The sequence below is a fragment of the Microcoleus sp. CAWBG640 genome, from assembly GCF_020883015.1.
Classification (GTDB): Bacteria; Cyanobacteriota; Cyanobacteriia; order Cyanobacteriales; family Microcoleaceae; genus Microcoleus; species Microcoleus anatoxicus.
In genome coordinates, this window is record NZ_JAHRFC010000115.1 from 1 (window position 1) to 12,132 (window position 12,132).

Annotated in this window: 11 protein-coding genes and 1 tRNA gene; 5 read left to right on the forward strand and 7 right to left on the reverse strand. The window is 45.2% G+C overall.

The window, feature by feature from the left end; genetic code table 11:
• The coding region (locus AAFP11_RS27610; RefSeq protein ID WP_341739911.1) for a TrmJ/YjtD family RNA methyltransferase at positions 1 to 727 on the reverse strand (727 nt) is incomplete at its 3' end.
• Positions 728 to 930: 203 nt separating this feature from the next.
• Between AAFP11_RS27610 and AAFP11_RS27615 the strand changes: the two genes are divergently transcribed.
• The 3 genes from AAFP11_RS27615 to AAFP11_RS27625 all read left to right on the forward strand — a co-directional run bounded on the left by AAFP11_RS27615 (position 931) and on the right by AAFP11_RS27625 (position 2,939).
• Positions 931 to 1,086 carry a DUF2256 domain-containing protein gene (locus AAFP11_RS27615; protein WP_341739902.1) on the forward strand — a complete coding sequence of 52 codons (156 nt, stop codon included), beginning with the start codon at positions 931 to 933 and terminating at the stop codon, positions 1,084 to 1,086.
• A 69-nt stretch (positions 1,087 to 1,155) separates the two neighbouring features.
• Positions 1,156 to 2,130, forward strand: a complete 975-nt coding sequence (locus AAFP11_RS27620; RefSeq protein WP_341739903.1) for an isoaspartyl peptidase/L-asparaginase — start codon at positions 1,156 to 1,158, stop codon at positions 2,128 to 2,130.
• Positions 2,131 to 2,405: 275 nt separating this feature from the next.
• A complete protein-coding gene (locus AAFP11_RS27625; RefSeq protein WP_341739904.1) occupies positions 2,406 to 2,939 on the forward strand; it encodes a DNA-binding protein in 534 nt (177 codons plus the stop codon).
• 47 nt (positions 2,940 to 2,986) lie between these two features.
• Here the strand turns inward: AAFP11_RS27625 and AAFP11_RS27630 are convergent, their stop codons facing one another.
• Complete coding sequence (locus AAFP11_RS27630; protein ID WP_341739905.1) at positions 2,987 to 3,712, reverse strand: hypothetical protein; 726 nt, start codon at positions 3,710 to 3,712, stop codon at positions 2,987 to 2,989.
• A 630-nt stretch (positions 3,713 to 4,342) separates the two neighbouring features.
• Here AAFP11_RS27630 and AAFP11_RS27635 point away from each other — a divergent pair.
• Positions 4,343 to 5,404 (forward strand): DUF2207 domain-containing protein, encoded by a 1,062-nt coding sequence (locus AAFP11_RS27635; RefSeq protein ID WP_341739906.1) that lies wholly within the window; start codon positions 4,343 to 4,345, stop codon positions 5,402 to 5,404.
• 175 nt (positions 5,405 to 5,579) lie between these two features.
• Positions 5,580 to 5,750 carry a hypothetical protein gene (locus AAFP11_RS27640; RefSeq protein ID WP_341739907.1) on the forward strand — a complete coding sequence of 57 codons (171 nt, stop codon included), beginning with the start codon at positions 5,580 to 5,582 and terminating at the stop codon, positions 5,748 to 5,750.
• A gap of 251 nt (positions 5,751 to 6,001) precedes the next feature.
• On the opposite strand, the gene AAFP11_RS27645 is transcribed toward AAFP11_RS27640, so the two are convergent.
• The 5 genes from AAFP11_RS27645 to AAFP11_RS27665 form a co-directional block, all read right to left on the reverse strand.
• Positions 6,002 to 6,946, reverse strand: a complete 945-nt coding sequence (locus tag AAFP11_RS27645; RefSeq protein ID WP_341739908.1) for a nucleotidyltransferase domain-containing protein — start codon at positions 6,944 to 6,946, stop codon at positions 6,002 to 6,004.
• A 212-nt stretch (positions 6,947 to 7,158) separates the two neighbouring features.
• Positions 7,159 to 7,230 (reverse strand) — tRNA-Val (locus AAFP11_RS27650).
• Between the two features lie 115 nt (positions 7,231 to 7,345).
• Positions 7,346 to 7,558 (reverse strand): DUF2839 domain-containing protein, encoded by a 213-nt coding sequence (locus AAFP11_RS27655; protein ID WP_341730677.1) that lies wholly within the window; start codon positions 7,556 to 7,558, stop codon positions 7,346 to 7,348.
• 80 nt (positions 7,559 to 7,638) lie between these two features.
• Positions 7,639 to 9,690, reverse strand: coding sequence for an elongation factor G (locus AAFP11_RS27660; protein ID WP_341739909.1), 2,052 nt, complete (start codon positions 9,688 to 9,690; stop codon positions 7,639 to 7,641).
• A 289-nt stretch (positions 9,691 to 9,979) separates the two neighbouring features.
• The gene (locus AAFP11_RS27665) at positions 9,980 to 11,893 is read right to left on the reverse strand and encodes a heavy metal translocating P-type ATPase (RefSeq protein ID WP_341739910.1); all 1,914 of its coding nucleotides are present in this window, start codon (positions 11,891 to 11,893) and stop codon (positions 9,980 to 9,982) included.
• Positions 11,894 to 12,132 lie beyond the last annotated feature (239 nt).

Genomic DNA, 12,132 nt, shown 5'->3' on the forward strand with positions numbered 1-12,132 from the left:
GGGGGGGTTCTTCTTCATTCCCCCCTTGGGGGAAGTAGGGGGGAGTTTCCTGATTTTCCTCCCAAGGGGGGGGTGGAGTTTCCTGATTTTCCTCCCAAGGGGGGGGTGGAGTTTCCTGATTTTCCCCCCAAGGGGGGGGTAGGGGGGGGTTGACTTCGAGGAGGGGGTTGACTTCGAGGAGGGAGTTGACTTCGATGAGGGAGTTGACTTGGAGGAGGGGGTTGACTTCGATGGGGGGGTTGAGAACTAACTTATATAGTTCGTAACAGCAGACAGCAACCGCTTGGGCGAGATTGAGGGATGTGTAAGCGTCGCTGGATGGAATGCGGATCAGGCGCTGAGCATAGTTTAATTCGGCGTTGGTTAGGCCACAGTCTTCTCGACCAAAAATTAGGGCGCTGGGGGCTTCTAAGAGCCAAGGTAAGGCATCTGCTGGTGCTTCTGGCTTTGTTGCTAAGGGGCGATCGTCTCCTGTAGTTGCGATCGCCCTTGTACAGCCTACCAAAGCCGCTGGCAAACTCTCAACTACTTTCGCCTGTTCCAATATGTCCGCGGCGCGCACAGCCATGAGTCGAGCTTCTGTTCCTAAATAATCGCACTGGGGATTGACTAAAATTAATTGGTGCAAACCCATATTTTTCATCACGCGGGCCACAGAACCTACGTTTAAGGGCCCTGCGGGTTCTACTAAGACGATTCGGATGTTGGCTGATGCCGTTGCGACCATTTTTACTGGGGAGATTTTTAGTGAAAATTGGGGTTTTTTCTCAGCAACAGGCAAGATGCCTGTTCCACAAAGGTTAATTTTCTCAGCAACAGGCAAGATGCCTGTTCCACAAAACTTACTTTTGCTTGTGGAACAGGCATCTTGCCTGTTCATAATTCAGAATAGTACAAGATATAAGTTACCAATCCACTGTCAAAATTAACATGGCTAAGCAGCGATCGAAATCCGATTTACCTACAAAAATTTGCCCGGTGTGCGATCGACCTTTTACTTGGCGCAAAAAATGGGCTGACTGCTGGGATGAGGTGAAATACTGTTCGGAACGCTGTCGTCGCCACCGTAATACCACCGAAAGTTAAGAATCTCTTGCCATTTACCAAACCGAGGTTAAGATTGCAAAGGAAAAATTCTAGGTTAAGTTAAAAAGTATGGCATCGCAACAGGTACAACCAAAGTTAGTTATTCACGGCGGTGCCGGCAGTTCTCTACATAGCAAAGGCGGAATTGAGGCGGTACGTAAATCGCTTTATCATGTTTTGGAGGAAGTTTATCCCCTGCTCAAGGACGGTGCGAGTGCCGTAGATGCAGTGGTGCGGGGCTGTCGGTTATTGGAAGATGACCCACGTTTTAATGCGGGTACGGGTTCTGTGGTGCAGTCAGATGGTCAAATTCGGATGAGTGCTTCGTTGATGGATGGTTTTGTGCAGCGTTTCAGCGGGGCGATTAATGTTTCTCGTGTTCAGAATCCGATCGAACTTGCTAAATTTTTGCAGACTTCGGATGATCGGGTACTCTCAGATTATGGCTCGGCGGAATTGTTGCGAGAACTTCACTTGCCGATTTACGATCCGATGACGGATTTGCGTTTGCATGAGTGGATGGAGGAACGCAAAGGCAATTTTAGCAGAGCCATGGCTACTGTGGTGGCGGAACCTGCCTCACCCCCCCTGTCCCCCCTTGGTAAGGGGGGAGAAAGGGGGGTAGGTACGATCGGAGTCGTAGCTTTGGATGCCGAGGGACGTTTGGCTGCGGGAACTTCTACTGGTGGCAAGGGTTTTGAGCGGATTGGGCGGGTTAGCGACTCGGCGATGCCGGCGGGAAATTATGCTACTGGAAGTGCTGGGGTAAGTTGTACCGGAATTGGCGAACACATTATGGATGAGTGTTTGGCAGCCAGAATTGTGATTCGGGTGACGGATGGTTTTAGTTTGAAAGCTGCTTTTGAGCGTTCTTTTGCGGAAGCTGACGAACATAAACGGGATTTTGGGGCAATTGGTATTGATGCTACTGGTGCGATCGCTTGTGGTAAAACTAGCGATGTGCTTCTAGGTGCTTTTCATAATGGTATGCAGATGGGCGATTGTTTGGAAATGAGCAAAGGAACGCTAATTTTTATCGCTTAAAAAGGTGAGTGCTAGCTAGATCCGCGACTTCGCAGAAGTTATCTGGGATCTGGCTCGGCGTTAGTTTAATATCATGTCCGGTTGCGTCGTTCCGCTATCATAGTTTTTTGTATTGGCTCTGAATCTATTTTAACAAAGATCGCCTTCAGTAGAATTTGATAGTAAGGTATGCTGAAGAAATCAACATTCATAAAAAAATGATAATAAAATTATGTTAAGGTGTAAAAGCGAAATCCTAAAGGAATTATTGCTATAGATTTAGTCAGGTGGTTGCCATGATTAGAAATGAAAATCAATATGAATGCACGCAAGAGTTACTGAAAAGATGTGAATATACGCTAGCCCAATATGACGCACAAGATGAAGAGGTAAAACAGAACGATCCTTGGTGGTCAGCGATGCGCGAATCGATGCAAAGTCATTTGGATGCTTTCAAGGCAGAAATAGCTGAATATGAAAGATTAGTGACTTTGGATCGCACCAAAGATTTCAGAATTGAAGTAGACTCGATTTTAGAGATGCCGAGGGTCTTAATTAAGGCTCGGATTGCTGCCCAAATGAGTCAAAAGGAACTTGCGGATAGGCTGGGGCTTGAAGAAAGCCGAATTAAACAATACGAAGATTCAGATTATCAATGTGCCAGTTGGGTGGAAATTATCGATATTACTGAAGCCTTAGCTGTGGAGCTGAAAATAGCGAGTTTTGTTGTTGACTTTCAGGAGATGGAAATTAGAAAAAAATCTCTAGCAGAGCTTGTGGAACGACAGCGAAAGAAGTTAGAACTTAATAACCAGAGAGTTGAGAGATAGTCATTAATAATTTAATCATCACCAATCACCTCAACAATTCAACCATCTCAAATCCGCAGTTGCCAAAGTTTAACATTACCATTCTCCCCACCGCTAACCAGGGTTTCGCCCAAAAGCCCGATCGCAACTGCGGAAATAGGACTAGAATTTCCTTCCAAAGTTTGCAAGTTCCAGAGTTTGACAGTCCCTCCGCGCGATCGGGTCAACAGCGTTTTGCTGGCCGGGCTGAAAGCAACTAGCAAAACTGCCGTTGAATGTCCCGAAATTGTCCGCAACAATTCACCGCTGTGCAAACTCCAAACTTTCACTGTACTGTCGTGAGAACCCGTTGCGAGGTATTGTCCATCGGGACTGATAGCGACAGACAAAATGCTATCTGAATGGTGGAGAGTGGCTTTTAAGCTGACGCCTGTTAAGGTTTTTGGCTGCGTTTTATACCCGGCTATTTCTAGCCAGTCGATCGCATCTCGCCAATTTGTCAAAGCATTTCTGGGTCTATTTGTCAAAAATTCTAGATATCGATACAAAGTTTTTGACAAATCAACTTCTACACCTTTGGTTTGTTTGTTGAGAAGTATCGAAATTTCGGCGGGGCTGTAGCCACACAACAACCCACACAGATGGCGCTTTTCTACGGGTGTCAGCCCTCTTCTGGTGTGGGGCGCGAATTGTTGTTTGGCATTTGCTAAGTCGCTGTAAAGCTTTTGGGTATCCCAGTCGTTGCTGGCGCGTGCAAATGGTTCTTCGGGTGAATCGAGGGTGGAGGGTATCATTTGCGACAATCGCGATCGAGTTCCTAGTCAAATTCCTAACCAAAATCCTAACATTCGTTGTGCGCGATCGGACTGGATTCACCACTAATCTATTTCTAACACAGCAAACACGTCCGGGCAATACTTATGCTGTCAAGGCTATTGAGAATACCAAAATGGCGATCGCGCAAGCAAAGGTCAAATAATCTACATATACATTCACTTAAAGTCAATTAAACATAAAATCATGAAACAGACATCAGACAAACTAGAATTCGTAGAAATGTTCGCATTGAGGCTTTGTTCAAAGCTCAAGGCTATGACGAAGAAGCTATGCAGGCTGCTCAATTATATGGTCTGGCTTATTGGGGAATGATGGGAAAGTGAGTTTCATATTATCAAGATTGATGCACTTAGACTCAAGAAACCGGGTTTTTTGCCAAATCGCTGGCTGAAACGAAGTATTTCGCAGAAAAACCCGGTTTCTGGGCTGCATTTTTAAAAATACGATTATGACTTTTATGAGGTTAATCAATGACATTTATGAATTGACTTGACAAGAAAACTGTTGAATAATTGTAGCTAATAACTTAGCTATAAAACATTGATGACGAATGAAGTCCTAAATCAACTAATCACACATGAGGAAATATGAATAAACGAATCCTGAAGAAAATTGTTTTTTTATTAATTGCTTCCTTGAGCTTGTTTTTCGCCACAGTCACTCATGTAGCGGCCCAAGCAGCACCTTTTTACTGGGAAAATATTAACGTCACAATCGACGTTCAAACGAACGGAGATATGTTAGTTACGGAAACGCAAAAATATGTGTTTACAGGCAACTACACTAATCAACGGTCTCGCTATATTCCTTTGGATAAGGTTGGTGAAATTAAAGATGTGACAGTTGCAGAAAATAATCAAATAATTGCCAGTACCACTGGGATTGAAAACAATCAAATTTGGATTCGTTGGCAACATGAATTGAAACCACCAGAATCACATACTTTTGTCGTGAAATATCGTGTGGTTGGTGGATTGCAGGTTAATGGTGAGAATACTCAAGTTTATTGGAAAGCCATTTGGCCCGATCGCAAATCCCCGATTAATGCCAGCCAAGTCACAGTTAAACTACCGGATGTTTTAGTGGCCAAAGTCTCTTCCTTCAAAAGCTTTGGCATACCCACAACAGTGCGTCAACTGGATGGTCAAACCTTTGCATTCACAGGAAAACAAGCACTACCACCAAAGCAAGAATTAGAAGTTCAAGTTATATTTCCTACAGGCATTCTTCAGTTTTCAACTCCATCTCCACAGGCTAGCAATAATTCCGGTTTCACAATAGATGGTTCTTCTCCACTAGGAGGATTTCTCGGATTCATAGTAGGATCGATAATATTCGTAGTATTTACATCACCGATATGGATACCTGTGCTTTTGTTAATGAAAGTTTGGTCGTTCTTTAGAAAAAAATGTCCTAGCTGTAAAAAGCCAACGCTAATCAGGAAGACCAAGGTAATTTCTTCACCAACCCGAAGTAATCATGGGGAGGATCAAATTATTTGTCACTGTGACAGTTGTGGTTATCACGATGAAAAAACAGTGGTGACAACTTACACTGATCCTAGCAGTAGTAGCGATAGTTATAGTGGTGGTGGTGGGGATAGTGGTGGTGGCGATAGTGGTGGCGGCGGTGGCGGTGGTGGCGATTAATGAATATTAATGAATGGGGAAGATTCCCTATTGTTAAGCGGTAGCTCAAATCAGAAAGAGCAACAGAAAATAGCTGACTGGATTCGCAGCTATATCGAGGGGCGATCGCCCTCAGATGCGATCTAAAAAGTTGTGTAATAATTGTCAATCAATAACAGGGGATCTGGTACCGAATATGAAAGTTATTCAAAAAACCGAACATCTTCTAGAGCTTAATAATCAAGAAAAATGGAGTTTAATTGTTAAAACTTACATTTTTGACAAAAATGCCAGTACCTTAACGATTCAGAAAAGGTGGATGGGGATGAATCAAGTAGTTATATCGTTTCCGGCTGCATCGGAATGATTTAACCGCAGAGAACACAGAGGACACAGAGGGAGAGAATAGAGATCTGAATCATTCAGATGCTACCGGATTTGATATTAAGCGATCGCTCCATGAAATTTCTCAACTAGAGTTAAAAGAAACAGAAGACACCGAAGACTATAAATTATACGAGTTGCGTCTGCTGACGAATCGGGGCGATCGCCTATCTTTGGGTAAAAGCGTGTATCGTAAAGAACAACAGAAAATGGCTGAATTGATTCGCAGCTACCTTAATGCTCGATCGCACTTCGGCGCGCTTTAATCAAAAACTGATTAGCCTTTTCATAATTAGGGCGTTCGGGTAAGCGAGTTGAGCCAAAGGCGCGATCGAACTCTCGATGCAAATCCAGCCGCCACCGATTCACCTCATCCCAGGGTACTTCCTGATTGCGGATAGACAAAAGTTGCGATCGATAATCATCCACTCGCACCGGCACAAAACCCTCCTTGAGCACCGTAATTCCTGACAACAACAACCGAATTAAGTGCATGGCGTGCTTCCAGCGAACTTCTCCTGTATTCCGCAAGTCTTGCTCCATTTTTTTAAATTGAGACAAAACATAGCCATTGTAAGTTTGATAAACCAGTTTGGACAGAAAGATTTCCCGAATGTCTAGCAATTCTTGTGCTACTGGAGAAACCGTTTCCACCAAAGGGGTATACAAACATTCCAGCACATTTGGATTACCTTTGAGCGCCACTATCAAAAACTTTTGCAGTTCCCAGTAACATTCATCATTTTGCTTGTTTTCCAATTGCTCTGGAATCCCATAAAGCGACCAATGAAGGTTTGCGGGTGGTTGATAAATCCCGCGCCGATCTGTATCAGATTGCGCGTTATCTAAACCATAGGCTTTGGAACCGACTATGCAGCGGTAAATGACAGAATCATACAGGTTATATTCTGCTAAAAAATCTGCTTTTGACTGCAATCCTTCGCTCTGAAACTGCTTGCGGATACTGAGTTCGTGTCGCCGCAAACTGATTTCTGTGCCGTCTGGGAGTTTGACTAAATATGCGTGAGAATTATCCGTAGGCGATTGAACGATGACACCTACTGCTCCTGGTTTCCAAGATTGATTAGTGGCGGGGTTTTTGACCTCGATTTTGGTGACAATCTGGGTTCCTGCGGGGATGATTAAGTTGAAATTTTGGGAAATATTGGCATTTGCCATGAGGGAACCTCCGGCGGGGAACGAGTTACAATGTTATTGTAACATAAATGTAGTATCAAGCAAAGGGAGTTTTGGGCGATCGCCCAAAACTCCCCAAGCTACTGCTCTCCAGATTGAGCACAATAGCCCCTTGGCAACTGTTATAAAACTTTGCATTTAGCCCAAAGTAATGGTAGTAAGTTTTAAATGTCGTTTGTAAGGATTAAATCAAATGGGCAATACAGGATTTGAACCTGTGACCCCTTCCGTGTGAAGGAAGTGCGCTACCACTGTGCTAATTGCCCGTAGATAACTAATCTATCATACTATGTCCAGATTTGCAAGCACAATTTCCCGAAAAATTTAGTGGCACTCGACAAAATGCCCGATCGCACGCACAGGCATTAGTCGAGCCTAGCATCAATCAACCAACCACCAGCCCGCCGCTGGGCCGACAAATCGTACTACAACCCACCAAGCAACCAGTAAACTAATCCCGATCCAGCTTCCGCGACTTGTCCACTTTACAAAATCTTCGCTTTGGGTTTTCGTGATCGGCAGCCAAGGATAGATACGTTCTTCTTCACCATACTTGTCGCCGATCGCCTGTTTGCGACGTTTAGATTCGCCCATAATCTTTATCTACTAAATTAGATTTCCAATTGGATACTGAACCAAATTATACGCCAACAGGTCAAACCCGCCCCTAGGGTTTAATTTTTACCGTTTCCGGTAGTTAACAAAACCCGCTTTGCTAAAGGTTCTGGTACTTCCTGCAACCGATCGAATTCCCAGTGGAAAAAGCCGACTCCCATGGTTTGCGATCGCAATTCGACGATAGAATCCTGCATTTCTGCTAGCGGCACATAAGCTGTAACGGTATCCCATCCTTTCCAGTTTGATTTGCTTTCGTAGCCGAGAATTTGACCGCGGCGACCGCTCACTAATTGCAGCACTTTTGAAGTAAACTCCTTGGGAGTGTGAATCTCCACTTTGGCGATCGGCTCCAGCAGCACCGATTCACACTTCGACATCCCCTCCTGCATCGCCAAACGCGCCGCCTGCTTGAAAGCTTGTTCCGAACTATCGACGCTGTGATAGGAACCGTTTGTCAGTGTCACAGCTACGTCTACCACAGGGAAACCGAGGGGGCCGCGATCGAGATATTCGCGCACCCCAATTTCTACACCGGGAATGTACTGTTTGGGGACGACTCCACCGACGATGCGATCGCAGAAATTGAAGCCTTCTCCTCGTGGCTGCGGTTGAATGTCTAGGTAAACGTCACCAAATTGTCCATGGCCACCGCTTTGGTGTTTGTAGCGCCCGTGGATGGCTGATGCGGGTTTGCGGATGGTTTCTTTGTAGGGTACTTGTGGTAAGTGAGTTGTCATCGGCAAGTTATACTTGCGGCGCAATCTCTCTAAAGATACTTTTAGGTGAATTTCGCCTTGACCCCAAAGTATAATTTCGTGGGTGTCGCCGTGCTGTTGCCAAACTAAAGATGGGTCTTCTTCCAGGATTTTGGCTAGGGCGCTGGTCATTTTTACTTCGTCGTTGCGTTTTTCTGGGGCGATCGCCAAGGCGTACACTGGCGACAATATTTCGGCTTTTGGCAATGACTTGGTGCGATCGACTGTCAGGGTATCGCCTGTTTTTACGCCTTCTAGCCGTCCCAAAGCTACTATTTCCCCGGCCCTGGCATTGGTTAAGCTTTGGGTTTGCCAGCCGTTTAAACGGTACAAACCGTTAACTCGAATGCCGTTCAAAGTTGCTCCATCTGCTAAGGCCCCCTGCCATATTCTCACTAACGATAGTTTGCCGCCCTGGGGTGTATAATAAGTTTTCAGGACTTGAGCGGTGACTTTTTCATCACTTTGTATAACACAGCGCCTTTGGGCCGTTGTTTCTGGGGCGGGGGCTTCTCGCAGCAAAGCTTCCAGTAATGGGCGCACCCCGAAATCTTGTTCTGCGATACCGATGAATACGGGCACGATTAAATCGGCACCCAATTCCATCTTTAAATCGCGGGTAATTTCTTCGGTGTCGGGGTTGATTTCTTCCAGCAATTCTGCAAGTAAATTATCATCAAAATTTGCCAATTCCTCCAGCATTTGTTGCCGCGCTTCGTTTTCTTGGGCTTGGAGGTGTTCCGGTAGCGGTACGGGATCGGCGGGGGCTCCTGGATGGTAGTGATAAGCTTGTTCGGTTACTAAGTCGATGAAACCGATGATTTTTTCGTTGTGTCCGATCGGATATTGGTGAGGTACGATCGGTCTACTAGAAATAGATTTGAGTGCGTTGATGATGGTGGTAAAGTTGCTACCGCAAGTCGTTTCGTCGGTACAAGCGCGGTCTATTTTGTTGACAAAAACTAGGTGAGGAATTTCCCAATCATCGAGGAATTTAAACAGCGGCGCGAGGGTGAGAGTTCGATCGGTCACGGGTTCGCAAACTACTATGGCCGCGTCTACACCGATGAGTGCGTTGAGAGTTTCTTGAGCAAATTCGATGGACCCTGGACAGTCAAGAAATGTGAAGCGGACATTTTCGTATTCTGTGCTCGCGGCGTTCACTTCTGTGCTCATTTTGCGATCGCGCGCTTCGGGGGAACTATCACCTATTGTATTGCCATCTTTGGCATTACCTTTGCGGGTAATTGCCCCTGTCACCGATAGCAAACTCTCCAGCAGTGCGGTTTTACCGCTTAAATAATGGCCAACAATTGCAATGTTCCGCGTGGCCCCAATGACTTTGTGGTTCATATTGCCTCCGACTGAAAACAAGTTTTCAATTGCTCCTGGTGCATTAAATTGAATATCATCTTCTAGACTGTTTCCAGGTAATTTTTTATTGCAGTCTAGAGCAATTTTTGCTTTTGGTATGATTGAATACTTTTGACCCTAGCGTGTTTTGGGTGAGAAAACAGAAATTGTATTTTTTCTTAATATTTTGATTTTTTAACCACAGAGAACGCAGAGGAGGAGGAGAGGGGGACTAATCATTCCTAGCAAGAGGGGATTTGATGTCTCTCTTCCTCTGTTTCGCATTTCTCTAATTTCTTAGCAATCGCAAGCCACTTAATGTTACTATTACTGTAGAGCCTTCGTGACCGATGACACCTAAAGGCATGGTAATATTTCCGAGAAAGTTGGCCGCTAGTAACAGCATAATGCAACTGAGTGCAAAAATAATGTTTTGTTTGACAACATTTTGAGCGCGACGGCCTAAAATAATTGCTTTTGCTAGCTGTTCCAATCGATCTGCCATTAATACGATATCCGCAGTTTCCAAAGCTACATCACTGCCAGCAATTCCCATGGCAATTCCCACGGAAGCTTGAGCGAGGGCGGGGGCATCGTTGATACCGTCTCCTACCATGGCGACGGTTTGATACTGTTTTTGCAGTCGTTGAATTACGGCTACTTTATCTTCTGGTAACAGTTCGGCATAGACTTCTTTGATGCCTAATTCGCTGGCTATGTATTGAGCTGTTTGCTGATTGTCACCCGTCAGCATAATTATATGTTCTACGCCTAACTTGGTCAAGCGTTTGATGGTATTGGCTGCTTCGGGGCGGAGGGTGTCTGCTACAGCAATGATTCCCAAAAGTTTATCGCCATGACTCACCCAAACCACGGTTTTTCCTGCTGCTTGCAACTGCTGGCTGACTTGAGTTAACTCCCCAGTTGCTTTTACAAAATTAGCTTTACCAATGGAGATGATTTGGTTGTGGATTTTGCCGACAATTCCTTGGCCGACTTTGGCTTGAACTTCGGTGGCGATGGGAAGTGCTAATTGTTGCTTTTGGGCGGCTTCGACAATGGCAAGTGCGATCGCGTGTTCTGAGTAAGTTTCTAAAGCAGCAGCTAATTGCAGAACTTCTGTTTCAGTATATCCGGTGGCGGGGACAATTTGGATAACTTCCGGTTTTCCGGTAGTCAGAGTTCCTGTTTTATCAAAGGCGATCGCCCTGACTTTACCAATTATCTCTAACTGCGCGCCACTTTTAAACAAAATTCCCTGTTTCGCCCCATTCGCAATTCCCGAAAGTAGCGCGGGCATAATCGAAGCCATCAGCGCGCAGGGAGAAGCAACTACTAGGAAAATCAACGCCCGATAGATAGTATCTTCCCAATTCCAACCGAAAATAAATGGTGGCAAAATTGCCAACAGCAAGCCAATAATCACAATAAAGCGAGCATAACCACGCTCGAATTTTTCCACAAACATTTGAGAAGGAGGCGCTGCGGTTTGTGCTTGCTGTACCAGCCGAATGACGCGCTGAATCAAACTGCTTTCCGGGGTTTTGTGAACTTCCACTTGTAGCGTGCCGAAACCGTTAATTGTTCCGGCATAAACTTCATCACCTGCTGTTTTTTCCACGGGCATAGATTCGCCGGTGATTGAGGCTTGATTTAGGCTGCTAGCACCTTCTACAATTATCGCATCGGTGGGAACTATTTCTCCTGGCTTGACTAAAATGCGATCGCCAATTTGCAATTTATCGATCGCAACTTCCCGTTCATCACCATATAATACAACTCTAGCAGTATCGGCAGTCAAACTCATCAAACTGCGGATACTGCGTTCAGTCCGCTGCATCGCATAACCTTCTAGCGCACCACTAATTGCAAAGATTAAAATCAACACAGCGCCGTCAACAATTAAATGATATTCATGTCGCCACAGCCCCAAACTGGCCGCCCCCAAAGCAGCCACAATCATTAGCAAATCGACATCTAATTCGTGTTCTTGAAAAAGCGTCGTTAATCCTTCGCGGGCGCTAGAATAACCACCGATGACATAAGCAGCCGGGAGGATGAATAAAGCCAAACCCAACCAGCCTAGTTGCAGCGCTAGGGAACCCAAAATGACCAGAATTCCGCAGAGGGTGGCGGTTACAGCATCTGGATGTTCTTCTGATAGCCGGGAGATGCGAGAAATTGACAAAGAATTAGAAGTCATCGGGAAAATTTGATTTGGTAGAATGACTCCTGTAGCCTAAACCTTGACATTAATGTCAATGTCAAGGGTAAAACCAAAATAAATTCAGCATCAATTTTCCCCTCGTTACATCCGACAGCCCGACAGGGATTGAAATCCCTGTCTCATAGCGCAAGTCCTCTGAAAGAGGACTGAAGAGAGTTGAGAGTTGCATTTAATGTTTCAGTCGGTTTTAACCGACTTTTGCTATGAGACGGGGA